General features: G+C 70.2%; 22 protein-coding genes. 15 read left to right on the forward strand and 7 right to left on the reverse strand.

Going from position 1 to position 24,048, the window contains the following annotated elements; all coding sequences use genetic code 11:
• The first annotated feature begins 96 nt into the window (after positions 1-96).
• Genes K8556_RS17580 through K8556_RS17595 form a run of 4 tightly spaced genes read left to right on the forward strand, consistent with a single transcriptional unit; the run spans position 97 to position 3,916 of the window.
• On the forward strand, positions 97-1,950 hold the full coding sequence (locus tag K8556_RS17580; protein WP_223741315.1) for an HSP90 family protein: 1,854 nt from the start codon (positions 97-99) through the stop codon (positions 1,948-1,950).
• The gene (locus K8556_RS17585) at positions 1,947-3,059 is read left to right on the forward strand and encodes a hypothetical protein (RefSeq protein WP_223741316.1); all 1,113 of its coding nucleotides are present in this window, start codon (positions 1,947-1,949) and stop codon (positions 3,057-3,059) included. Before K8556_RS17580 ends, K8556_RS17585 begins: the two co-directional genes overlap by 4 nt.
• 15 nt (positions 3,060-3,074) lie before the next feature.
• Complete coding sequence (locus tag K8556_RS39780; RefSeq protein WP_223741232.1) at positions 3,075-3,449, forward strand: hypothetical protein; 375 nt, start codon at positions 3,075-3,077, stop codon at positions 3,447-3,449.
• On the forward strand, positions 3,446-3,916 hold the full coding sequence (locus K8556_RS17595; RefSeq protein ID WP_223741233.1) for a DUF6714 family protein: 471 nt from the start codon (positions 3,446-3,448) through the stop codon (positions 3,914-3,916). The genes K8556_RS39780 and K8556_RS17595 overlap by 4 nt, the downstream gene beginning before the upstream one ends.
• 9 nt (positions 3,917-3,925) lie before the next feature.
• Here K8556_RS17595 and K8556_RS17600 read toward each other — a convergent pair whose 3' ends face one another.
• The 4 genes from K8556_RS17600 to K8556_RS17615 all read right to left on the reverse strand — a co-directional run bounded on the left by K8556_RS17600 (position 3,926) and on the right by K8556_RS17615 (position 10,696).
• Positions 3,926-6,208 (reverse strand): Tex family protein, encoded by a 2,283-nt coding sequence (locus tag K8556_RS17600; protein WP_223741234.1) that lies wholly within the window; start codon positions 6,206-6,208, stop codon positions 3,926-3,928.
• A gap of 127 nt (positions 6,209-6,335) precedes the next feature.
• A complete protein-coding gene (locus tag K8556_RS17605; RefSeq protein ID WP_370639937.1) occupies positions 6,336-8,474 on the reverse strand; it encodes an alkaline phosphatase in 2,139 nt (712 codons plus the stop codon).
• Positions 8,475-8,727: 253 nt separating this feature from the next.
• The gene (recA, locus tag K8556_RS17610; RefSeq protein ID WP_223741236.1) at positions 8,728-9,813 is read right to left on the reverse strand and encodes a recombinase RecA; all 1,086 of its coding nucleotides are present in this window, start codon (positions 9,811-9,813) and stop codon (positions 8,728-8,730) included.
• A gap of 112 nt (positions 9,814-9,925) precedes the next feature.
• Positions 9,926-10,696: a hypothetical protein gene (locus K8556_RS17615; RefSeq protein WP_223741237.1), complete on the reverse strand. Its 771-nt coding sequence runs from the start codon at positions 10,694-10,696 to the stop codon at positions 9,926-9,928.
• A 91-nt stretch (positions 10,697-10,787) separates the two neighbouring features.
• Between K8556_RS17615 and K8556_RS17620 the strand changes: the two genes are divergently transcribed.
• Genes K8556_RS17620 through K8556_RS17635 form a run of 4 tightly spaced genes read left to right on the forward strand, consistent with a single transcriptional unit; the run spans position 10,788 to position 12,632 of the window.
• Complete coding sequence (locus tag K8556_RS17620) at positions 10,788-11,390, forward strand: RNA polymerase sigma factor (protein ID WP_223741238.1); 603 nt, start codon at positions 10,788-10,790, stop codon at positions 11,388-11,390.
• On the forward strand, positions 11,387-11,866 hold the full coding sequence (locus K8556_RS17625) for an anti-sigma factor (protein ID WP_223741239.1): 480 nt from the start codon (positions 11,387-11,389) through the stop codon (positions 11,864-11,866). The genes K8556_RS17620 and K8556_RS17625 overlap by 4 nt, the downstream gene beginning before the upstream one ends.
• An 11-nt stretch (positions 11,867-11,877) precedes the next feature.
• The gene (locus K8556_RS17630) at positions 11,878-12,360 is read left to right on the forward strand and encodes a DUF3106 domain-containing protein (RefSeq protein ID WP_223741240.1); all 483 of its coding nucleotides are present in this window, start codon (positions 11,878-11,880) and stop codon (positions 12,358-12,360) included.
• Complete coding sequence (locus tag K8556_RS17635) at positions 12,357-12,632, forward strand: hypothetical protein (protein WP_223741241.1); 276 nt, start codon at positions 12,357-12,359, stop codon at positions 12,630-12,632. Before K8556_RS17630 ends, K8556_RS17635 begins: the two co-directional genes overlap by 4 nt.
• An 86-nt stretch (positions 12,633-12,718) precedes the next feature.
• Here the strand turns inward: K8556_RS17635 and glmS are convergent, their stop codons facing one another.
• Both glmS and glmU read right to left on the reverse strand, forming a co-directional pair.
• A complete protein-coding gene (glmS, locus tag K8556_RS17640) occupies positions 12,719-14,554 on the reverse strand; it encodes a glutamine--fructose-6-phosphate transaminase (isomerizing) (RefSeq protein ID WP_223741242.1) in 1,836 nt (611 codons plus the stop codon).
• 114 nt (positions 14,555-14,668) lie between these two features.
• Positions 14,669-16,069 carry a bifunctional UDP-N-acetylglucosamine diphosphorylase/glucosamine-1-phosphate N-acetyltransferase GlmU gene (gene glmU, locus K8556_RS17645; RefSeq protein WP_223741243.1) on the reverse strand — a complete coding sequence of 467 codons (1,401 nt, stop codon included), beginning with the start codon at positions 16,067-16,069 and terminating at the stop codon, positions 14,669-14,671.
• 388 nt (positions 16,070-16,457) lie between these two features.
• On the opposite strand from glmU, the gene ggt reads away from it, so the two are divergent.
• On the forward strand, positions 16,458-18,221 hold the full coding sequence (gene ggt / locus K8556_RS17650; protein ID WP_223741244.1) for a gamma-glutamyltransferase: 1,764 nt from the start codon (positions 16,458-16,460) through the stop codon (positions 18,219-18,221).
• Positions 18,222-18,244: 23 nt separating this feature from the next.
• Positions 18,245-19,027: a TatD family hydrolase gene (locus tag K8556_RS17655; protein WP_223741245.1), complete on the forward strand. Its 783-nt coding sequence runs from the start codon at positions 18,245-18,247 to the stop codon at positions 19,025-19,027.
• Positions 19,028-19,174: 147 nt separating this feature from the next.
• Here K8556_RS17655 and K8556_RS17660 read toward each other — a convergent pair whose 3' ends face one another.
• Positions 19,175-19,450 (reverse strand): hypothetical protein, encoded by a 276-nt coding sequence (locus K8556_RS17660; protein ID WP_120561800.1) that lies wholly within the window; start codon positions 19,448-19,450, stop codon positions 19,175-19,177.
• A gap of 325 nt (positions 19,451-19,775) precedes the next feature.
• On the opposite strand from K8556_RS17660, the gene K8556_RS17665 reads away from it, so the two are divergent.
• From K8556_RS17665 to K8556_RS17685, 5 genes are all read left to right on the forward strand, one after another.
• Complete coding sequence (locus K8556_RS17665; protein WP_223741246.1) at positions 19,776-20,021, forward strand: hypothetical protein; 246 nt, start codon at positions 19,776-19,778, stop codon at positions 20,019-20,021.
• Entirely contained in the window at positions 20,018-20,983 is a 966-nt protein-coding gene (locus K8556_RS17670) for an amidohydrolase family protein (RefSeq protein ID WP_223741247.1), read from the forward strand. Before K8556_RS17665 ends, K8556_RS17670 begins: the two co-directional genes overlap by 4 nt.
• 102 nt (positions 20,984-21,085) lie before the next feature.
• A complete protein-coding gene (locus K8556_RS17675; protein ID WP_014394116.1) occupies positions 21,086-21,466 on the forward strand; it encodes a response regulator in 381 nt (126 codons plus the stop codon).
• 85 nt (positions 21,467-21,551) lie between these two features.
• The gene (locus K8556_RS17680; RefSeq protein ID WP_223741248.1) at positions 21,552-22,385 is read left to right on the forward strand and encodes an ABC transporter ATP-binding protein; all 834 of its coding nucleotides are present in this window, start codon (positions 21,552-21,554) and stop codon (positions 22,383-22,385) included.
• The gene (locus K8556_RS17685) at positions 22,382-24,046 is read left to right on the forward strand and encodes a hypothetical protein (RefSeq protein ID WP_223741249.1); all 1,665 of its coding nucleotides are present in this window, start codon (positions 22,382-22,384) and stop codon (positions 24,044-24,046) included. The genes K8556_RS17680 and K8556_RS17685 overlap by 4 nt, the downstream gene beginning before the upstream one ends.
• The last annotated feature ends 2 nt before the right edge of the window (positions 24,047-24,048 follow it).

The raw sequence follows: 24,048 nt of genomic DNA on the forward strand, positions 1-24,048 counted from the left end.
CGTCCGGTTGCCTTGGGAAGGACACATGCCTTCATCCACCCACGGCGGGGGTTTGTGGCCCCGGGGAGGATGCAGCGCGCTACGCTCGCCGGCCGCGTGGACCATCGATTCCAAGTCAGCCTCCGTGGGGTCATCGACCTCCTGTCCCACCACCTGTACAGCTCGCCCGGGGTCTACGTGCGGGAGCTGCTCCAGAACGCCACGGACGCCATCCGCGCCCGCCAGCGGATGGAGCCCGGGGTCACGGGCACGGTGGGGCTGGAGCTGCGGGAGAAGCAGGACGGCGGGCCGCCCACCCTGCTCTTCACGGATGACGGCGTGGGGCTGACGGAGGAGGAGATCCACCGCTTCCTGGCCACCATCGGCGAGTCCTCCAAGCGCGAGCAGTTGGAGGCCCGGCGCAACGACTTCATCGGGCAGTTCGGCATCGGCCTCCTGTCGTGCTTCATGGTGTGCGACGAGCTGCTGGTGGTGACGCGCTCGGCGAAGGGGGACGGGCGGACGCTGGAGTGGCGGGGCCGGCACGACGGCACGTACGACGTGCGCGTCTCCGAGCACCCGCTGGACGCCCCCGGCACGCACGTCTACCTGGTGGCCCGCGCGGACATGACGGAGTGGTTCACGCCAGAGCGGGTGCGCCAGTTGGCGAGCCACTACGGCGGCCTCTTGCCCTTCCCCGTGCGGCTCACGGTGGACGGGCGGACGGAGCCGCTGAACCCGGATGGCCCGCCCTGGCGCCGCTTCCACGAGACGGCGGCGGACAAGCGGCGGGCGCTGCTCGCGTACGGGCGCGAGGTGTTCGGCACGGACTTCCTGGATGTGATTCCGCTGCGCTCGGAGGCGGGGGACGTGGACGGCGTGGCGTACGTGCTGCCGGCGTCGCCGCACTTCAACGCGAAGCAGAAGCACCGCGTGTACCTGAAGCAGATGCTGCTGTCGGAGAGCGCGGAGAACCTGCTGCCGGAGTGGGCGTTCTTCGTGAAGTGCGTGGTGAACGCGAACGGCCTGAGGCCCACCGCGAGCCGCGAGTCCTTCTACGAGGACACGGTGCTGGCGAAGGCGCGCGAGGCCCTGGGGCAGTCCCTGCGCCAGTACCTGATGGACCTGGCGCACGAGGACCCCCGGGCGCTGCAGCGGTTGATCGCGCTGCATGGATTGTCGGTGAAGGGGCTGGCGCTGGACGACGATGACTTCTACCGGCTGGTCATCGACTGGTTGCCGTTCGAGACGTCGCTCGGGGTGATGACGTTGGCGGACTACCGGCGGTCCTGGCCGGTGGTGCGCTACACGCCGACGCTGGATGGGTTCCGTCAGGTGGCGAGGGTGGCGGCGGCACAGGGGCTGTGCGTGTTGAATGCGGCGTACACGCACGACACGGCGCTGCTGGAGAAGCTGCCGCACGTGGTGCCGGAGGCGCAGGTGGCGGCGTTCTCGTCGGCGGACCTGCCGCAGAGCTTCGAGGAGCTGACGCTGGACGAGCGCGAGGCCGTCTATCCGCTGCTGCGTCTGGCCGAGCGGGTGCTGGCGCCGTTCCGCTGCGGGGTGGAGGTGAAGAAGTTCTTCCCGGCGGAGGTGCCCACGCTCTACAGCTCGGACGCGGAAGGGGCGTTCAAGCGGGACGCGGCGCGGGCGCGCGAGGAGTCGGACGACCTGTACGCGGGCGTGCTGGACGGGGTGATGGCGGGCACGGGCGGGCAGGACCACGCGCTGCTCTGCCTCAACCTGCACAACCCGGTGGTGCGCCGGCTGGCGGCGGTGGAGGGGCGGGAGCTGCTGAAGCTGTCGGTGGAGATGCTCTACGTGCAGGCGCTGCTGTTGGGACAGCACCCGCTGAACGCGCAGGAGATGGCGCTGCTGAACCATGGATTGCTGGGGCTCATCTCCGCGAGGCTGGATGACGGTGGCGGAGGGGGCGGTTCGTCGGGCCCGGGCTCGCGGGGGATGCACTGATGGCGGACTGGCGCCAGCAGGTGGAGGCCCTGCGAGGGCAGGCGGACGCGCTGCCGGAGGGCGACGCGAAGGTGCGCGCGTTGGAGGAGGCGGTGCGGCTAGCGGACGTGCACGGCGACGTGCCGCTCGGGTACGAGCTGCGAGACGCGCTCATCGACGCGGCGACGTTCGGGGGGTATCCGGACAAGGCGCTGGTGGCGTTCGCGTGGTGCCGGGGGCAGCAGAAGAAGGACCCGCAGCGGTTCGACCCGGAGGACATGCTCTGGAAGCAGAAGTGGGTGGTGGGCCGGCTGGACGAGTTCCCGCACATCAGCCGCAAGCAGATCGCCGAAGCGCTGGATGACGTGGAGCAGAGCTTCGCGAAGCTGGACGCGGGCAAGCGGGCGGCGCTGAAGCTGCGCTACCAGATGGCGCGGGACATGGGCGACACGGAGGACGCGGAGCGCCTGTGGGAGGCGTGGCTCGTCACGCCGAGGGACCACCTGACGGACTGCCGCGTCTGCGAATTGGACGACGAGCTGGACCACCACGTGGACAAGGGCGAGTGGGAGCAGGCCATCCAGAAGGCGAAGCCCATCCTGGATGGAAGGCAGTCCTGCGCGGAGATTCCGCACCTGACGCTGGGCACGCTGCTGTATCCGTTCTTCAAGCTGGAGCGGCTGAAGGAAGCGCGGGACTGCCACGTGCGCGGCTACGCGATGGTGGCGAAGAACCGCGAGTTCCTCTCCACGGTGGGAGAGCACCTGGAGTTCCTGGCGCTGACGGGCAACCTGTCGCGAGGGCTCACGCTGCTGGAGAAGCACCTGGGCTGGGCGCTGGAGCACTCCAGCTACCGGGACCGGTTCAGCTTCTACGCGGCGGCGTCATTCCTGGTGGGCCAGGTGGTGGCGGACGGCCGGGATGAGGTGAGCCTGCGCTTGCCCCGCGCGTTCCCGCTGCACGCGGTGGACGGAGGCTACGGGACGCGAGCGCTGAAGGACTGGCTGGAGTCGCAGGCGCGCGACATCGCGGCGCGGTTCGACGCGCGCAACGGGACGAAGCGGTTCGCGGGGCTGCTGGCGCGCAATGAGGTGCTGGCGAAGGAAGCGCGGCTGTTCCCGTTGGATTGAAGGGAGTGCCGCAACATGACGGGCTCAAGCTGGCCGACTGTCGCGATCACCTGGCTCTTCCTTCTCGCGCCCCAAGGCCGGGCTGAAGAAACAGAGCTACCTCCACCGGGCGACTGCACCAAGGACGTCTGGCGCGACTTGAGCAAAGCGGTTGGCTCAGCGTGCAAGACCCAAAGCATGAGCTGTAACGCCACGATGTCCTGCGTGGATTTGACGGTTCAATGGAACCGTTTTGAGAACTGCATCCAAGCGCGTAGGACATTGATGAACCGGTGCTTTCGCGGCGGCGATGCGGAGCACAAGAAAGTCCTTGAAGGCTATGAGCGAGGGCAAGCTCGCTGCACGGAGTTCATTCGCGCCCGATGCAGCCCCAACGAGAAGTGCCAATGAGCGATGAGGCCCTCCGACAGCGCATAGAGCAAGCCTTCTCAGGTGTTCCCCGCCCCGAGAAGAAACACGTCGCCTATGCACGCGGTGCATGGGAGACACCCGAACTCGTTCGGGACTTCGGGGGGCGCCACTGGAAGGACGTCCCACTGGAGAAGGTGCGCGACCATGCGGCGCACCTCTCGCTGTTCAGCCCGGAGGCAATGACCTACTACCTTCCGGCCTATCTCAACGCGGCGCTCGTGGATCTGGATGTACGCGACTTCCTCCTGTCCTCACTGACCATTTCGGATGAAGCACAGCCAGACCTGCGCTCCTTCTTCCTTCGCAGGTTTGACCGATTGAGCCCTCTTCAAAGGAGCGCCATCCGGATGTTCCTCATCCACATGAGGGACGCGTCCACTTCACCTATCTCCAAGCAGTCCTGGTCCCAAGCATTGGAGACGTATTGGGACCTGCCGGCGGAATGACGTCCGCGCTCAGCGCTTCAACTTCGAGAACGGATTGTTGAACGGCTCCGGCTTCTTCTGCGGCGGAGCCTGCGTCGCGGGCTTCTGCGCGGGCCGCTGATGCTGCGCCGGTGCGCTCGCGGGCTTCGCCTGCGGCGCCCCACCCTCCAGCACCGCCCGCACGGACAAAGCCAACCGCTTGCGCGCCAGGTCCACGGACAGGACCTTCACCGTCAGCCGGTCGCCCACCTTGGCCACCTCCGAGGGGTCCTTGATGAAGCGCGCCGCCAACTGCGACACGTGCACCAGGCCGTCCTGATGCACGCCCACGTCCACGAACGCTCCGAACGCCGTCACGTTCGTCACCACGCCCTGCAACACCATCCCCTCCTTCACGTCCTCCAGCGTGCGCAAATCATCCCGCGTCGCGTGCGCCGTGAAGTCTCCTCGCGGGTCCCGGCTCGGCTTCTCCAGCTCCGCCAGGATGTCCTTCAGCGTCAGCTCGCCCAGCTCCGGCCCCAGGTAGCGCTTCGCTTCAATCTGGCGCACCAGCGCCGCGTTCCCCACCAGCGACGCCACGTCCACGCCCAGGTCCTTCGCCATCCGCTCCACGACCGTGTAGCGCTCCGGGTGCACCGCGCTCGAATCCAGCGGCTCCGGCCCTCGCACCCGCAGGAAGCCCGCCGCCTGCTCGAACGTCTTCGGCCCCAGGCCGCTCACCTTGAGCAGCTCCCGCCGCGTCGTGAAGCGCCCCTTCGCCGCCCGGTGCGCCACCAGCTTCTTCGCCAGCGACGGCCCCACGCCCGACACGTGCTCCAACAACTGCGGTGACGCCGTGTTCACGTCCACGCCCACCGCGTTCACGCACGAGTCCACCACCTCGCCCAGCTTCTTCTTCAAGAGCCCCTGGTCCACGTCGTGCTGGTACTGCCCCACCCCGATGCTCTTCGGGTCGATCTTCACCAGCTCCGCCAGCGGATCCTGCAAGCGCCGGCCAATCGACACCGCCCCGCGCAGCGACACGTCCAGCTCCGGGAACTCCTCCCGCGCCACCTCCGACGCGGAGTAGATGGACGCCCCCTGCTCGCTCACCGACACCACCGGGACCTGCACGCCCATCGCCTTCAGCGTGTCCCGCGTGAAGACCTCCGCCTCGCGGCTGCCCGTGCCGTTGCCCACGGCGATGAGCTCCGGCTTGTGCTTGCGCACCACCGCCTCCAGCAGCTTCGCCGCGCGCGCCCGCTCGTCCGCGCTCCGCTCCGAATAGAGCGTCGTCGTCTCCACCACCGTCCCCGTCGCGTCCAGCATCACCAGCTTGATGCCCGTGCGCAGCCCCGGGTCCAACGCCAGCACCGCCCGGGCCCCCGCGGGCGCCGCCAGCAACAGGTGCCGCAGGTTCTCCCCGAACACCCCGATGGCGCCCTTGTCCGCGCGCTCCTTCAGCTCCGCCCGCAGCTCCGACTCCAGCGACGGCCCCATCAGCCGGTCCCACCCGTCCTCCACCGCCGCGCGCAGCTCGCCCGCGAACAGCGACTGCGGCCGGGTCACCACACGCGCGCTGAAGAGCCCCTTCACCTCGTCGTCCGGCAGGCCCAGCTTCACCTTCAGCACGCCCTCCTCCTCCCCGCGCAACAGCGCCAGCACGCGGTGGGACGGGGCCTGGGACAGCGGCTCCTCGTGGCCGTAGTAGTTCTCGAACTTGGTCGTCTCGCCCTTCTTCGCGGGCACCACGTCCGAGCGCAGCGTGCCCCGCCGCGTGCACAGGTCGCGGGCCTCGCGGCGCAGCTTCGCGTCCTCCGCCACCCGCTCCGCGCAGATGTCCCGCGCGCCCGCCAGCGCCTGCGCCACGTCCGCCACGCCCTTGTCCGCGTTCACGTAGGGCTTCACCCGCGCGTCCAGGTTCTCCCCGCGCTGGCCCTCCTGCTTCCACACCAGGTCCGCCAGCGGCTCCAGCCCCTTCTCCCGGGCGATGGCCGCGCGCGTGCGGCGCTTGGGCTTGTACGGCAGGTACAGGTCCTCCAGCTCCGCGCGCGTGCGCGCCGCCAGGAGCGCCTTCTTCAGCTCCGGCGTCAGCTTCCCCTGCTCCTCGATGCCGCGCAGGATGGTGTCGCGCCGCCCGTCCAGCTCCGCGCGCTCCGTGGCCTTGTCCAGGATGGACTGGATTTGAACCTCGTCCAGGCCCCCCGTGGCCTCCTTGCGGTAGCGCGCGATGAAGGGGACCGTGCCTCCCTCTTCGTGCAGTGCGAGGGTCCGGTCCACCTGCTCCGGCTTGATGCCCAGCTCCTGGGCCAACGCGGCGGCATAGACGTGCATGGCGCCCGTCTATACCCCGGCCCGCCCGCGCCTCCCAGAGACGCGCCGCTCTCACGTCCCCCAATGAAAAGGGCCGCGCGGGGAGTGCCCCCACGCGGCCCGCTCCTTCACATCACGTCCCTCCGGCTCAGGCCGGCTGGATGTCGCTGTTCTTCACGCGGAAGGTCTTCGCGGTGAACTTCGCCTCCAGGTCGCTGTCCGCGCGCTTGGAGTAGTCCTTGGCCACCTCTCCGGCGGGGATGAGGTGGAAGGTGGCGAGCGTCTCGTCCCCATTCACCTCCACCAGCACGAAGCCGTGCGAGTCCGCGTCCGCGAAGCGCAGGCCCGGGTTGGACGCCATCAGCGTCTTCTCCATCTCCACGACGGCGTGCTGGTACACCGGCGCCCCCGTGGCGTAGCCCGCGCCAATCAGCGCCAGGCTGGCCAGGCTCTTGATGGAGCCGGAGGTGATGGCCGGCGCCGTCAGCGTGGGCACGCCCTCCTCCACCGACGCGAACGACGCGTGGATGTCCCCGGAGATGAACAGCGTGTTCGTCACGCCCGCGGCCTTCAGCGTGTTGAGCATCACCTTCTTCTTCGTGGGGAAGCCGTCCCACTGGTCCACGCTGAAGTAGAAGCGCTGGCGCAGCGTCGGGTCCGTGATGTCCGCCTGCTGCCGGAAGTCCCAGATGAGCGCCGACAGCGACGTGGAGCTCACCACCATCTTCCAGGTGTTCGTCGCCGTGGTGAGGGTCTGGTTGAACCACGCCTCCTGGTCCGGGCCGAACACGTCCTCGCTCTTGCCCTGGGAGAGCTGGTACTTCACCGCCGCGAACAGGTCGAACGTGTCCTTCACCACCACGTAGCGCGAGCCCTGGATGTTGAAGAGCGCCGCCTTGCCCATGTGCGCGTACGCCAGGCCCCGGGGCTTGTCCGCGGGCGGAATCACCAGCGACTTGTTCACCGCCGCCAGCACCTGGTTCACGTAGTAGAGCGCCACCGGCCCGGCCACCCACTTGCCGGCCTTCTGCGCGGCCTCCGCGTCCGTCAGGCCCGCCGCCTTCGCCTGGCTCAGGTACACGCCCAGCAGCACCTGCTTCTGGTTCGCGTACGCCGCGTCGTCGATGTTCACGTACGCGAACGTGTCCGTCTGGAACGTGGCCTTCACCGCGTCCGGCTGGCCCTGGAGCGCCGCGCCCAGCAGCGTCTGGTCCAGCACCACGCCGCCCGGATAGGCGTCCTCCGGGATGAGGTGGTCCGGCCGGTAGCTGCGGTAGTCCGTCACCAGCAGCTTCAGGTGCTTGCCGTACTCGAAGTCACGGTAGATGCGCGAGTTGGGGAAGCGCGGCTCGCTGCCCACGTCGATGGCGCCCGCGGCCGACTGCGCCGTGTCCAGCGGGATGTACTCCAGGAAGGCCTGCTCCGCGTTGAGCTTGCGGTCCCGCTGCGTCTCGTCCCGCTTGCCGTCCTCGTACGTGGCCACGTCCTGCCAGCAGTCGTCGGAGAACTCGTGGTCGTCCCAGACGATGATGAACGGGTAGCGCTCGTGCACGCCCTGCAACTGCCGGTCCGAGCGGGTCGTCTTGTACAGGTCGCGGTAGTTGGACAGCGAGTTCGCCGCCAGGAACGCGGTGAGCCCCGAGCCCTGCGGCAGCGCCTCGTCCGGCGCGCTGAAGCGCACGGCCCGGCCGCCGTCGCCAGACTGGAAGGACGTGTCGCCCGTCGTCTCGTAGACGTAGTCCCCCAGGAACACCACGAAGTCCAGGTCCGCGTCCAACTGCAACAGCCGCTGCCAGGCGTTGTAGTAGCGGCCAATGAAGTCCTGGCAGCTCGCGAAGACGAACTTCACCGGCACGTCATCCCCCGCCGCGGGCGCGGTGCGCGTGCGCCCGGTGCGCGTGGTGTGCCGCTGGCCGTCCTTCTCGTAGGAGAAGCGGTAGTAGTACGTCGTGCGCGCGGACAGCCCGGTGACCTTCACCTTCAGCGCGTGGTCATGCTCCGCCCGCGCCGTCAGGTCCGTCTTGTCCAGCACCAGCGTCTTGAAGTCCTCCGTCGGGGAGACCTCCAGCCGCAACGGCAGGTCCGACCCGGCGCGGTCCTTGTCCTCCACGCGCACCCACAACACCACGCTGTCCGGACGCGGATCCCCCGACGCCAGCGACTGCGGGAAGTAGGGCGAACCCTCCGACGGCTGCGTCGAGTCGTCGTCGGAGCATCCAAAGGTCGTCGTCGCCGCGACGGCGACCACGGCTTGCAGGAACGTGCGGCGTTTGAAGGGGTTGAACAAGGCGATGGACTCCCGCGGGAAGCAGGGGTGAAGGGGCTCCCGGCCCGCGAAGTCTAGAGGCCCTCCTCCCTCCACACGAAACATCCCGGCGACAGCCCGGTGATGACCGCGCGCGTCACGACCTCCAATCCCTCTCACGGTGAAGAAAAAGGGGCCGGCCCCATCGCTGGAGACCGGCCCCCTTCTGCTTCACCCGCCGCGCCGCTCCCCCCGGAGGTGCGCGGCGGGCTGCGCTCGCGAAACGCTTCGCGGACTACTTCACGGCCTTCACGCGCGGGCGCTTCTCGCCCTCCGCCGGCTCGCTTGCTTCCGCCGCGGGGGCCGCCGCACCGGCCGCCTTGCCGATGCCGTACTTCTCCAGCACCAGGCCCTCGATCTCCTTGTAGGTCTCCGGGTGCTCGCGCAGGTACTCCTTCGCGTTCTCCCGGCCCTGGCCGATGCGCTCTCCCTTGAAGGAGAACCAGCTCCCGCTCTTCTCGATGATGTTCTCGTTGGAGGCCAGGTCGATGAGGTCGCCCTCCTTCGAGATGCCCGCGCCGTACATGATGTCGAATTCGACTTCCTTGAACGGCGGCGCCACCTTGTTCTTCACGACCTTCACGCGGGTGCGGCTGCCCACCACGTTCTCGCCGTTCTTGATGGCGCCCACGCGGCGGATGTCCATGCGCTGCGACGCGTAGAACTTCAGCGCGTTGCCGCCCGTGGTCGTCTCCGGGTTGCCGAACATCACGCCAATCTTCATGCGGATCTGGTTGATGAAGATGACGCACGTCTGGCTCTTGGAGATGGTGCCCGTGAGCTTGCGCAGCGCCTGGCTCATGAGGCGGGCCTGCACGCCCATGTGCGCGTCGCCCATCTCGCCTTCCAGTTCCGCCTTCGGCACGAGCGCGGCCACCGAGTCCACCACCAGCACGTCGATGGCGCCGGAGCGCACGAGCATCTCCGCGATTTCGAGGCCCTGCTCACCGGTGTCCGGCTGGGACAGGAGCAGGTCGTCCGTGCGCACGCCCAGCTTGCGCGCGTAGCCCACGTCCATCGCGTGCTCCGCGTCGATGTAGCCGCACACGCCGCCCTTCTTCTGCGCCTCCGCGACGATGTGGAGACACAGCGTCGTCTTGCCGGAGGACTCCGGCCCGAAGATTTCGATGATGCGCCCGCGCGGGACACCGCCCACGCCCAGGGCGATGTCGAGCGAAGTGGACCCCGTCGAAATGGCCTGGACGTCCTTCATCATGGGCTCGTCGTTGCCGAGCCGCATGATGGAACCCTTGCCGAACTGACGCTCCACCGCCGCCAGCGCCAGCTCGATCGCCTTTTCCTTCTCCTGATTCACGGCCATTTCTCGTCGCTCCTTGGAAGAGTGGACCACCCCGGTCCACCTGAACGCGCTTTTAGTACGCGATGGGTAGACCCTAGTCCACCCCCCTGACATCCGTTTCGGGTCCTGGCGGTCAGCTCTTGCGCAGGGCAGCCAGGAAGGCGGCCACCAGCCCGCCCAGTCCGGCCACCCAACCCGCCGGAACCTCTGGCACCAGCACCATCCCCAACCCGAGCCCGGACACCACCGTCAGCAGCGCCAGGGCTCCGCGATACAGGGGAGAGCCCACGGAGGCAACCGTCAGCACGGCCAGGGACAGCAGGGTCAGGAGCCCCTGCAGGATGAGCAGCCCGCCGGGCACGACGACGCCCGTGAGCCCCAGCACCACCTGGAGCGCCAGCGCCCCCAGCCCCACCGCCAGGGCCGGGAAGGGCCCGCCCCTGGGGGGCGTCAGCCGCGCGCCGGGGACGGGGGCGTTCTTGAGGTGCTCCAGGTCCTCCGGGCGCACCTCCAGCGCGTAGGGGAAGCCCAGGGCCAGCAGGGACTCCACCGCCGTGGCCCGGCAGGAGCGCCCGTCCGAGTCCACCAGCCCGTCCAGGTTGCCGCCCTCCAGCAGCCGGTGGAAGGCGTCCGCCTCCGGCCGGCCCCCGCCCCGCGCCCCCAGCTCCTCCAGGAGCTGGTTGAGGTTCCAGGCCAGGCGCTTCTGTTCGTCCCCCTGCGCCCGCCGGGCCTGCTGCGCCAGCAGGTACATGGGCAGCGGCGAGTCCGTGGGCGGGGTGGGCGTGCCGCCCTGCGCCAGGGGCTCCGACGCGGGCTCCCAGGCCGCCAGGTCCGACGGGGACTCCGCCTCTCCCGCCGGGTGGGGAGCCGGTGTGCGCGAACGTGGGCGGAAAGCATCGGACACGGTGGCGAAACTGTAACCGGGGCGCGGCGTGGGGTTCAAAGTGGGGCCCGCCCGCAACTTCCAGCGGGCAACGGGGTTTCTGGCCTCACGGATGGATTGGGACCCGGACACGCAGGCGATGCTGAAGGTGGCGGCGGGCGACAAGCAGGCGTTCGCCTGGCTCTTCGACCGGCACCACGCGAGCGTGGCGCGCTTCGCGTTCCGCTTCGTGGGGGACGCGGCGCGGGCGGAGGAGCTCACGCAGGACATCTTCGTGAAGCTCTACCGCCACGCGCGCTCCTACAAGCCCACGGCGAAGTTCAAGACGTTCCTCTTCCGGGTGGCGACGAACCACTGCCTCAATGAGATGCGGCGCGGGGAGTACCGCGTGGCGCGCCTCACGGCGGAGGCCCCGGCGGAGGACGACGCGGGAGCGATGCGGATGCCAGGGCCCGACGGAGACCGGCCCGACCAGGCGTTGAGCGGCCGGGAGCTGGAGGCGGCGGTGGGCCAGGCCCTGAAGGACCTGAGCGACCGCGAGCGGGCCGCGTTCACCATGTGCCGCTTCGAGGGCATGGCGTACCGGGACATCGCCGAGGCGCTGGAGGCGAGCGAGGCCGCCGTGAAGAGCCTCATCCACCGGGCCACCCTGGCGGTGGCGCGCAGGATTGAAGCGTTGCAGGCGGGCACCGTGCCCGCGAGGAGTCGGGCATGAGCTGTGCGTTCGAGGAAGACCTGACGGCCTGGGTGGACGGGGAGCTGCCGCCCCCGCACCGCGCGCGCGTGGAGGCCCACCTGGCCACCTGCGCCGAGTGCCAGGGCACGGAGCGGCTCCTGCGCCTCACGGTGGCGCGGATGGCGGAGCTGCCCGCCTTCACGCCCTCCCCCTCCGCCCGGCGCGAGTTGCTGGCGCGCGTGGACGCGCTGCCGCCCACCTGGCGCGAGCGGTTCGCGCACCTGTTGAGGCCCGGCGTGCTCGTGCCCTCCGCCGGCCTGGGCGCCGCGGTGGTGCTGACGCTGCTCGTCGCCGGGCGCACGCGCGTGGAGGCGCCCGCGCTGGAGGAGTGGGACCCGGGCGCGCTGGAGGTGGCGGCGAACCTGGAGCTGGTCGAGGACTACGAAGTGCTGGGGCTGGACAGCTCCGAAGACCTGGAGGTCGTCGAGAGCCTCCACGAACTGGGGGTGCCGTGATGCTGGGAAGGATGACCGCTGGCGTGCTGGCGGTGGCGCTGTTCCTCGGCACGTCCGCCCGGGCCGCCAACGCCCCCGCGCCCACCGCCGCGGAGCGCTTCGAGAAGCTCCCGCCGGAGCAGAAGGAGGCCCTGCGCGCGAAGCTGCGCGAGTTCAAGGCCATGTCCCCGGACGAGCAGGCCCGCGTGCGCGCGAACCTCCAGCGCTGGCGGCAACTGCCCCCGGAGGAGCGCGCGCGGCTGAGGAGCAACCTGCGCGACTTCCAGAAGCTGTCGCCCCAGGAGCGGCAGGCGGTGCGTGAGCAGGTGCGCGAGCTGCGCGGCCTCACCCCGGAGCGCCGCGCGGAGCTGCGCGAGCGGATGCGCGCCTACCTCAAGGAGCACCCGGAGCGCCGCGAGCAGATGCTGGAGAACATGCGCCGCTGGCGGCGGATGTCCCAGGAGCAGCGACAGGAGGCACGCGAGCGGCTGCGCGAAAGGCGGCGCAACCCGTGAGCCCCGCGCCCTGCTGGCTGCTGCTGTTCGCGCTCGCGGCCGCCGCGCCCGCGTCCGCCCAGCAGCCCCCGCCGCCCCCGCGGACGGAAGAGGTCCCCGCGCCCGCGAAGGCCGCGCACCCGGAGGCCACTCCCGTGCCGACCGAAGCCCGCCGCCCCCAGCCTCCGCTCACCGACGAGGACCGCGAGGTGGTGGAGAACCTGGAGCTGTTGGAGTCGCTGGACGCCGCCGCGGACCTGGAGGTGCTCCTGGAGCTGGCGGACGAGCAGTAGCGCCGGCAAACGAAGAAGCCCGGGCCCCCGTGAAGGGAGTCCGGGCTCTTTCGCGTCCAGGCCTGGAGCCTGGAGGCCGTGCAGCGCTACTCGACGGTCACGCTCTTGGCCAGGTTGCGCGGCTGGTCCACGTCGTTCCCGCGCATCTCCGCCACGTGGTACGCGAGGAGCTGCAGCGGGATGGTGGCCACCACCGGCGCGAGCAGCGCGCAGGCGGCGGGGATGCGGATGACGTGGTCGGCCAGGGTGTCCGCCTGGTTGTCGTCCTCGTCGAGGATGGCGATGACCTTGCCGCCGCGCGCGCGGACCTCCTCGATGTTGCCGATGATCTTCTCGTAGGCGATGTGCGGCTGCTTCGGCGCGATGACCACGACGGGCATCTTCTCGTCGATGAGCGCGATGGGGCCGTGCTTCATCTCACCGCCCGCGTAGCCCTCCGCGTGGATGTAGGAAATCTCCTTCAGCTTGAGCGCGCCCTCCAGCGCCACCGGGTGCATGGGGCCGCGGCCGAGGAAGAGGAAGTCCTGCGCGTTCATGAACTCGCGCGCCACGCGCTTCACCTGCGGCTCGCACTTGAGGACGTCCTCGATCATCTTCGGCACCTGGGTCAGGTGCGTCAGGTGCTCCTGCGCGCCCGCCACGGACAGCGTGCCGCGCATGCGGCCCAGCTTCACCGCCAGCAGGTACAGCGTGACGAGCTGCGTGGTGAACGCCTTGGTGGACGCGACGCCGATCTCCGGGCCCGCGTTGGTGAGGACGTGCAGGTTCGCCTCACGCGTCATCGCGCTGCCGATGACGTTGCAGATGGCCATGGTGTGCGCGCCCAGCCGCTTGGCCTCCTTGAAGGCCGCGAGCGTGTCCGCCGTCTCGCCGGACTGGCTGATGGCGATGACCAGGTGGCTCTTCTCCACGATGGGGTCGCGGTAGCGGAACTCGCTGGCCAGCTCCACCTCCACCGGCAGCCGCGCCAGGGACTCGATCATGTGCTTGCCGGCCACGCCCGAGTGCCAGGACGTGCCGCAGGCCAGGATGGTGACCTTGGTGAAGGACTGGACCTGCTCCGGCGTGAGGTTCCAGGTCTCGAAGTGGACGTCGCCTTCCGTCAGGAGCATCCGGCCGCGCAGCGTGTCCGCGATGGCGCGGGGCTGCTCGTGGATCTCCTTGTGCATGAAGTGCTTGTAACCGCCCTTCTCCGCCATCATCGGCGTCCAGTCGATGCGGCGCGTGGGGCGGTTCACCAGCTTCCCGTCGCGGTTGAAGATGTCGACCTTCGCCGCGGTGACGACCGCCAGGTCGCCCTCCTCCATGTAGACGAAGTCACGGGTGTGCTCGAGCAGCGCGGGCACGTCGCTGGCCACGAAGTTCTGGCCCTCGCCCAGGCCCAGCACCATGGGCGACGCGTCCTTCGTGCACACGATGCGGCCCGGGTCGTTGGCGCACACCACCACCAGGCCGTAGGTGCCCTTCACCTGCTTGATGGCCGCGCGGACGGCGTCCGGCAGGTCCACGCCGCGCTCCACCTCCGCGGAGATGAGGTGCGCGAAGACTTCAGAGTCCGTCTCCGAGGAGAAGACGTGGCCGCGCGCGCGCAGCTCCGCCTTGAGCGCCAGGTGGTTCTCGATGATGCCGTTGTGCACCACCGCGACGTTCTTGTACGTGTGCGGGTGGGCGTTCTCGTCGGAGGGACGGCCGTGCGTGGCCCAGCGCGTGTGGCCGATGCCGGTGGTGCCCCTGGGCAGGTCCTGCACCACGCGGTTCTCCAGGTTGCGCAGCTTGCCCGTGGCGCGCACCACGTTGAGCTGGTTGCCGCCGACCACCGCGACGCCCGCGGAGTCATAGCCCCGGTACTCGAGCTTCTTCAGGCCCGACACCAGGATGGGAGCAGATTCCTTGTCACCGACGTAGCCAACAATCCCGCACATGTTCTTCCTGCCTCTTTCTCGTCCCGCGGCCGCCGGAGCAAACCACGGGCAACCCGTTCACGCCCAACACGCCCAACCCCGCCCCGCCGACCGAGCAGCAGGCGAGCACTCTTGCTAACCAGCCTTCACCTTCACCTGCCGTGCCTTCTTGGCCGCCACCCACCCCTCCTTCACCACCTGCGGCGCACGGGACACAGCGAGGCTCCCAGGAGGCACATTTTTCGTCACCGTGGTGCCCGCGCCGACATACCCGCCGTCCCCCACCTTCACCGGCGCCACCAACTGACTGTCCGAGCCGATGAAGACGCCATCGCCCAGCTCGGTCAGGTGCTTGTTCACCCCGTCATAGTTACAGGTGATGGTCCCCGCGCCGATGTTGCAGCCCGCGCCGATGTTCGCGTCGCCCAGGTAGGTCAGGTGGTTGGCCTTGCTGCCCTTGCCGATGCGGGCCTTCTTCGTCTCCACGAAGTTCCCCAGATGCACTTCCTCTGCCAACTCCGTGGCGGGGCGCAGCCGGGAGAACGGCCCGATGATGCAACGCTCGCCCACACGCGCCTCCTCCAGCACGGAGTAGGGCTTGATGTGGGTGCCATCCGCGACGTGGGAGGCCGTGAGCACGCTGCCCTGGCCAATGATGACGCCCTTGCCGATGACGGTGCCGGCCATCAGCGACACGCTGGGGCCGATTTCCGTGTCGGTGCCGATGGTGATGCCCTCTTCGATGTACGCGGTGGCCGGGTCCTGGATGGACACGCCCGCGCGCATGTGGGCTTCGTTGATGCGCTGCTGGAGGACGCGGGCGCGCGCCGCCAGCTCCACCTTGTCGTTCACGCCCGCGGTCTCCGTGGCGTCCGCGTCCACCGCGCCCACGGGGCCCAGCTTCGCGGCCATCTCCACCAGGTCGGTGAGGTAGTACTCGCCCTGCGCGTTGACGGGCTTGATTTCGGCCAGCGCCTTCCAGAGGAAGGCCGCGTCCACGGAGTAGATGCCCGCGTTGCACTCCTTCACCGCGCGCTGCTCCGGGGTGCAGTCCTTGTGCTCCACGATGCGCTCCACCTTGCCGGCCTCGCGGATGACGCGGCCGTAGCCGGTGGGGTCTTCCAGCGTGGTGGACACCAGCGCCAGCGCCCCGCCCGCGGCGTCGTGCGCGGCGAGCAGCGCCTGGAGCGTCTCCTTGCGCAGGAGCGGCACGTCTCCGTAGAGGATGAGCACGCGGCCGTCATGGCCCTTGAGCGCGTCTTGCGCCGCCTTCACCGCGTCCGCGGTGCCCCGCTGCTCCTTCTGGAGCGCGAAGCGCAGGGGCGCGTCCGGGAAGTGGGCGCGGATGGACTTCTCCACCTCCGACGCCTGGTGGCCCACCACCGGCACCACGTGCGTGGCGCCCAGTTCCAGGGCCCGCTTCAAGGGATAGGCGCAGAGGGGACGGCCGAGGATGGGGTGAAGGACCTTCGCCTTCTCCGACTTCATCCGCGTGCCCTTGCCCGCGCACAGCACAACCGCCGCCAGAGCTGTCATATGCGGCGGAGAATTAGGGACCGCCGATCAACTCGTCAACCGCGCCCGGGCGTCAAAGATGATCGCGGGGTGTCCGGAGAGGGCCGTGCGCTGACTGCCACACACAACGTGTTGCATTGGACCGTGATGCCGAAGCGCGGCTTCAGGAACGTCGTCAGCCGCACCGGGGCGCAGGCCGGAGTCGGGGCCGACGCCGGGTTTTCCACGGGGTTCGGAGGACTCATGAGCACCGCCCGTCGCTGCACATGAGGGAAGCCTGCCCCGCTTCCGCTCACAATCCAAGGAAAAAAATGTTGTCTGGCTGAAACCCTGGTCCGGGCGCGGCGCATGGTGCATTAGGGAACGGCCGGAAATCACAAGGAAAGGCATCCAGGTGGGGAAAGCACACATGGGAGCTGTGGGACGGGAGTCGTTCCGCGCGCTGGGACTCGCGGTGTTGCTGGTGGCGGCGCAGGCGGGTGCGGCACGTCCCTACCGGGGAGGTGCGGTGGCCACGGCGTATCCGCCCGCGAGCGAGGCCGCGCTCCAGATGCTGGACAGGGGCGGCAACGCGGTGGACGCGGCGGTGGCGGCGGCGTTCGTGGCGGCGGTGGTGGGCCCCTACCACTCCGGCGTGGGCGGCGGCGGGTTCGCGCTGGTGCATGACGCGAAGTCGGGCGGCACGCAGGCGCTGGACTTCCGGGAGGTGGCTCCGAAGGGCGCCTCGCGCGACATGTACCTGAAGGACGGCGCGCTGGTGCCGGGCCTGTCCACGGACGGCGCCCTGAGCGTGGCGGTGCCGGGCGCGGTGGCGGGCTACCTGGAGCTGCTGTCCAGGCACGGCAAGCTCAAGCCCGCGGTGGTGCTGGCCCCGGCCATCCGGCTGGCGAAGCAGGGCTTCTGGGTGACGCCCAAGTACCAGCAGATGGCCACCGGCCGCGCGGAGTGCCTGCGCCGGGACCCGGAGGCGGCCCGCATCTTCCTTGTGCCCAACGCGCAGGGCACGCCGGACGTGCCGCCGCTGGGGCACCTCATCAAGCAGCCGGACCTGGCGCGCACGCTGGAGCGGGTGGCGAAGGGCGGCGCGAAGGCCTTCTACGCGGGCCCGGTGGCCCAGGCGCTGGTGAAGACGGTGCGGGACGCGGGCGGGCTGCTCACGCAGGAGGACCTGACGGACTACCGCACGCGCGCGGCCACGCCGCTGGAGACCACCTACCGCGGGCACCGCATCCTCACCATGCCGCCGCCCAGCGCGGGCGGGCTGGCGGTGGTGCAGGTGCTGGGCATGCTCCAGCAGCTCCGGCCGCAGGGCGTGCCGTACCGCGACCCGGAGTCGCTGCACCTCTACGTGGAGGCCGTGCGGCGCGCGTACGTGGACCGCGCGAAGTACCTGGGTGACCCGGCCTTCGTGCAGGTGCCGCTGGAGCGGCTGACGTCGCCCGGGCACATCGCGGACCTGGCGGGCGGCATCGACCCGAAGAAGGCCACGCCCAGCGCGTCGCTGCTGGCGCCGGTGACGGGCGGGCCCGCCTCCACGCTGCGCAAGGACGCGGGGCCGCTCACGCCGGAGCCGGAGAAGAAGAACACCACGCACATCTCCGTCATCGACAAGGACGGCAACGCGGTGGCGATGACGACCACGGTGAACTACAGCTTCGGCTCGTGCCTGGTGGCGAAGGGCACCGGCGTGCTCCTCAACGACGAGATGGACGACTTCGCCGCGCAGCCGGGCGTGCCCAACGCGTACGGGCTCGTCACCGGCGAGCCCAACGCCATCCAGCCCGGCAAGGTGCCCCTGTCCTCCATGTCCCCCACGCTGGTGTTCACGAAGGAGGACCCCCGGCGGGTGATGCTGGCGGTGGGCAGCCCCGGCGGCTCCACCATCCCCACCACCGTCATCCAGGCCATCAGCAACGTGGTGGACCACGGCATGGACGTGACGCGCGCGGTGGGCGCGGGCCGGCTGCACCACCAGTACCTCCCGGACGAGCTGTGGGTGGACCGGTGGGGCCTGGAGCCCGCGACGCTGTCCACGCTGGAGGCCCGGGGCCACAAGATTCGCCGGGTGGACGCCTGGGGCGACGCGGAGGCCGTCTACAGCGACCCGCGCACCCACCTGCGCTATTCCTCCAGTGACCCGCGCAACGAGGGCGCCGCGACGGGCCAGGACTGAAAGACGAAGGAGAACGACTGCCCGTGGCCGAGCCGATCCCGCTCTTCGATGCGCACCTCCACCCGGAGGCCCTGACGGACCAGGACCTGGAGTCCATGCGCTTCTTCGGCGTGGAGCGGGCCCTGGTGGTGGCGCACCACTTCCCGGAGCCCACGGCCAAGGCGCTGCGCCAGCACTTCGACCAACTGGTGGAGAAGCAGCTCCCGCGCCTGGAGCGGCTGGGCATCCGCGCCTGGGCCGCCCTGGGCGTGCACCCGCGCTGCATCCCGCGCCGGGGGCTGTCGGAGGTCCTGGGCCACCTGCCGGACTACTTCGAGGGCGGCCGGGTGGTGGCCCTGGGCGAGACGGGGCTGCACGTGGGCGGCGAGGAGGAGGAGGAGGCCTTCCTGGAGCAGCTCGCCCTGGCCCGCCAGCTCAAGCTGCGCGTGGTGGTGCACACGCCGCTCAAGGACAAGGAGCGCCACACGCGGCGCATCCTCACGCTGCTGCGCCAGTCGGGCCTCGCGCCCTCGCGCGCGCTGGTGGACCACGCCAACGCGCGCACCGTGCGGACCATCCTGGAGGTGGGCCACTGGGCCGGCCTCACCCTGCACCCGGAGGCCCTCCAGGCGGACCGGGCGGTGGCCCTGGTGCGGCGGCTGGGCAGCGAGCGCCTGGTGCTGGACTCGGACGCGGGCGACGGCGCGGGGGACATCCTGGGGCTCGCGCGCACGGCGAACCTGCTGGGCAAGGCGAAGCTGTCCGAGCGCATCGTCCGGCGGGTCACCCGGGACAACGCCGCCCGCTTCTTCCAGATCCACGACTGAGCGCGCCATTCGCCCGCCGTGCGGGTGGCGCGCGGCGCGTTGAAAAGTGGACGGCCGCCCGCCCCTGTCAGCGCTGTAAATGCGACGGGCCTCGCGCCGTGAAGCGCGAAGCCCGTGACGCAGCGGCCTGGAATCCCGGAAGGGGGACTAGTTCACGGAGACGGAGGCCTGGGCCTCCGGGTGCAGGGTGAGCCCCTGCGCGTCCGGCGCCAGCCGCACCTGCACGGGCACGCCCTGGGAGCGGTACTCCGCGAGGGAATCCGCCGCCTCGTCGAGCAACTGCTGGTAGCGCTCCTCCAGCTCCACCGCGATCAGGAGCATGGTCTCGCCGGCGTCCGTCACGCCCGGCCGGTACACCTGGCAACGCTGGAACCGCGCCCAGCGACCGTTCTGCATCTTCACAAGCTCGCCGTCGTAAGCCATGCGCAGCACCCTCTTGAGTGAAATCCGACGGTCGCAATGTAGAGATGAATCCCCGCGCTGTCATCCCCCCCGTTTGAAAATTCGTAAACCCCTCGTGGTTCCAATGGGTTGCCGCCGCTCAAGGGCGTGACCAGGGGGGCCCCGGCGGCCGGACCGGCGCAAAATGTAAAGTGGAGCACTGTCAACGCGGTTAACAGCGGTGAAGGGTCCATGCCGCGTCGCGCTGTCAACACTCCGTGAACCGGGCCTCCCGGGAGGGGCGGCCGGGGGACGGGGCGGGAGTGACGCGTGGCACCCGGCGGGGGCATCCCTTAGATTCCAGCGGATGAAGTTGCCCCTGCCGTTCCGTCGCGACCGTCCCATCATTCCCTCCGCCAACGCGCAGGATCACGCGGAGCGGTTGATCGCCGAGTCCCTGCGCATGCTCGGCCAGGTGTGCTCGAAGGTCGCGGACGCCATCGAGGCGCAGCGGCTGGAGCGCCAGGGTTACGCGCACAACAGCTACCTGCGGCGCCTGGACCTGGACGAGGACGAAGCGAAGAAGCCGTCCGGACCGGGCACGGGAGGGTGACGGCCCCCCGGGAGCCCGAGGACGCCGACGCGCCGGTGCCGTGCCTGGCGTCCTCGCCGGCCGCCACCTGGCGGGAGCAGGGCATCCAGATGCCCATGCCCGCGCTGGCGGACGAGGAAGGGCCCCGCGTGGACCCCGGCCTGCCGCCCGTCGTGGACGCGCACGTGCACCTGTTCCCCGACCGCGTCTTCGAGGCGGTGTGGCGCTGGTTCGACCGCTACGGCTGGCCCATCCGTTACAAGCTGCACACGCCCCAGGTGCTGTCCTTCCTGCTGTCCCGGGGCGTCGAGCGCGTGGTCGCCCTGCACTACGCCCACAAGCCGGGCATGGCGCGCGCGCTCAACGCCTTCATGGCGGAGGTGGCCAGGGCCGAGCCCCGCGTCATCGGCCTCGGCACCGTGTACCCGGGCGAGCCCGGCGCGGTCGGCATCCTGGAGGAGTCGTTCGCCCTGGGACTGAAGGGCGTGAAGCTGCACTGCCACGTGCAGGCCTTCGCCCCGGACGCGCCCCCACTGCAGGAGCTCTACGAAGCGTGCGCCCGGGCGGGCAGGCCGCTGGTGATGCACTCGGGGCGGGAGCCCTCCAGCGCCCAGTACCCGGTGGATCCGTACCAACTCTGCGCCGCGGAGCGGGTGGAGCGGGTGCTGAAGGATCACCCCACGCTCAAGCTGTGCGTGCCGCACCTGGGAGCGGACGAGTTCGACGCGTACGCGCGCCTGCTGGAGCGCCACGACACGCTCTGGCTGGACACCACCATGGCGGTGGGCGGCTACTTCCCCGTGCCCCTCCCCCGCAAGGCGCTGGAGGTCCGGCCCGAGCGCATCCTCTACGGCACGGACTTCCCCAACATCCCCTATGCGTGGGACCGGGAGCTGAGGGCGCTGGCGGGGCTGGGGCTGGACGAGGCCGCGCTCGCGGGGGTGCTGGGCGGAAACACGCTGTCGCTCTACGGGGAGTGTTGAAAAGAAACGAAGGCCCTTCCGCAATGAGGGGGGCATTCCCATCTTCGTCCCCATAGAATCGCGGTCCCCAAGCAGACGCCGCCACTCCAGAGGCTCAAGCCCATGTCGAACTTCATCCTGGTCGTCGACGACGACGCGAGTCACCGCACGCTCATCTGCGATGCCCTCCAGGAGATGGGCTATGCCACCATCGAGGCCAAGAACGGCCGCGAGGCGCTGGACCTGCTGGAGGACGACATCCCGGGCGCCGTGCTGCTGGACCTGCGCATGCCCGTCATGAGCGGCTGGGGCCTGCTGGACGCGCTCAAGAAGATGCCCCGGGCGCGCAACCTGCCCATCATCATCATCTCCGGCTACGGCTTCGAGTGGGAGGCGGAGCTGGTGGGCGCCGCCGGCTACATCTCCAAGCCGGTGGACCTGGACAAGGTGCGCACCACCGTGCAGCAGATCGTCGGGCCGCCGGAGGTGGCCATGGTGCACTGAGTCGGGGAGCGCCCGGCGGGCCGCACCATCCGTCAACCCGAGGATTGTGGGCAGCCCCACGGGGCATGGTGTGATGGCGTCCTTCATGACGCCCCCTCCTGTTGAACCCGCCGGCCAAGAGCTGGCCATCGACGCCCGCGGCCTCGTCAAGCGCTTCGGCAGCTTCACCGCGCTGGACGGCCTGGAGCTTCGGATTCCACGGGGCGCCTTCTACGCGTTCCTCGGCCCCAACGGCGCCGGTAAGTCCACCTCCATCGCGTTGCTCACCGGCGTGTACGGGCCGGACCAGGGCACCATCCGCATGCTCGGCGTGGACGCCGTGGCCAGGCCCCTGGAGGTGAAGCAGCGCGTGGGCGTGGTGCCGGAGGAGCTGAGCCTCTTCGAGCGCCTCACCGGCCGCCAATACCTCACCTTCTGCGCGCGCATGTACGGGCTGGACGGCGCGGAGGCCGCGTCGCGCGCGGTGGAGCTGCTGGAGCTGACGGAGCTCACGTACAAGGCGGGCGCGCTGGTGGCGGAGTACTCCAAGGGCATGCGGCGCAGGCTCGCCATCGCCGCGGCGCTCATCCACGCGCCGGAGCTGGTGCTGCTGGACGAGCCCTTCGAGGGCATCGACGTGCTCGCCGCGGGCGTCATCCGCGAGCTCCTGCGCGAGCTGTCGCGCCGGGGCGTCACGCTGCTGCTCACCACGCACGTGCTGGAGATCGCCGAGCGGCTGGCCACGCACGCGGGCGTCATCCGGGGCGGGCGCATGTTGGACCAGGGCCCGGTGGAGGCGCTCCGCCAGCGCCACGGCGTGTCCACGCTGGAGGCGGTGTTCGAGAAGCTGATCGCCGTGCCCGCCGCGCGCAACGCGAAGCTGTCCTTCTACGGCGAGCCCGCGGCGGACGTGGTGCCGCTGCGCCGGGAGTCCGCGTGAGCCGCCCGCGCCCGAAGGTCCCCGGCTTCCTCCAGCACCTGCTCCTGCTCTGGGGCCTGCGCCTGCACCTGGGCCTCAACCAGGGGCCGGGCCGAAGCCGCCTGCTCGCGGTGGCCGCGTTCGTGGGCTCCAGCGCGCCAGGCGTGCTGCTGGGGCTGAGCTTCTTCAAGCTGATGCGGCTGCCGCTCATCGTGCACAGCAACGTGTGGCCGTACTTCATCCTCAACCTGCTGTGCTTCGTCACCGCCGCCACCTGGGTGACGTGGCCGCTCTTGTCCGCGGGCGTGGACGACCACTCGGAGCTGTCGCGCTACGCGGCGTTCCCCATCTCGCCGTTCCGCCTGCTGATGGGCTCCACGGTGGCCAGCCTCTTCGAGCCGCGCGCGCTGGTGTTCTACGCGCCCCTCACCGGCGCGGCGGTGGGCTATGCGTCGCGGCACCGGCTGGCCTCGCCGTGGCTGGCGGCGGTGCTCTACGTGCTGTTCGCGCTCTTCTGCGCGGCGTGGAGCCGGGTGGGCCTGTACACGGTCATCAACGTGCTGCGGGAGAAGCACAGCGCGCGCATCATGGGCGGCGGCATGGTGGCGTTCCTCGTCGCCGCGTCGTTCATCCCGCCCATCGACACGTCGTGGCTCACCAGCGTGGGCGAGGCGGGCGTGGGCGCGCTGGACATGAGCCTCATCATCAACGCGGCGGTGGCGCTCAGCCAGGTGCCCCCGGGCTTCTTCGGCGACGGGCTGGGACAACTGGCCCACGGGCGCGTGGGCATCGCCATGCTGGAGGCCTTCGGGCTCTTGTTCTTCACCGCCATGGGCATGGGCGTGGCGTACGCGCTCCTGATGCGCTTCCACCGTCAGGCGGGGGGCCGCTCCGGCGGTGACCGGGGGGACGGGAAGGACAGCGACCCGTTCGCCACCACGGGCTCGCGCTTCGACACGCTGCTGCGCCGCGAGGTGCTGGACCTGTGGCGCAACCCGCGCGCGCGGCTGCTGGCGGCGGTGCCCTTCATCCTGGCCATCCTGCTGAAGCTGCTCTCCGGCCGGGACCTCTTCGTGTACCTGCTGGGCGGCAGCGCGGACGCGTGGGTGATGGGCGGCCTGAGCATCTACGGCGCGGTGGTCATCGCGTCCACGTTCTCCCAGAACACCTTCGCGTATGACGGGCACGGCTTCGCGGTGTTCCTGGCGGCGCCCCTGGACCTGGCGGACGTGCTGCGCGCGAAGAACCGGGTGCAGGGCGTGGCGGCGCTGGGGATGGCGGTGCTGGTGGGCGCCTTCTACCGGGTGTACTTCGGCGCGGGCTCGCTCGTGGACTTCCTGTGCGCCATGGCCGCGGTGGCGGCGGTGGTGCCCATGCTGCTGGCCGCGGGCAACTTCCTGTCGCTGTACTTCCCGGTGAAGTTCCACGCGAGCCTCAAGCGCCGCGACCGCATCCCCCTCACCGCGTCCATGCTGGGAATCCTCGCGGCCAGCGTGGGCTGCATGCCGTTTGGCCATGCGCTGCGGGCCGCGGGGAAGGACGGACCGGGCTGGCAGTCCGTGGCCTTCATCCTCGGGTTCGCGGTGCTCCACTTCGGCGTGTACCGCGTGACGCGGCCCTGGGCCATGCGGCTGCTGGACCAGCGCCGGGAGGTCGTCCTGCGGGCGGTGACGCGCGAGTAGCC

This window comes from Corallococcus sp. AS-1-12 (assembly GCF_020036995.1).
GTDB lineage: Bacteria > Myxococcota > Myxococcia > Myxococcales > Myxococcaceae > Corallococcus.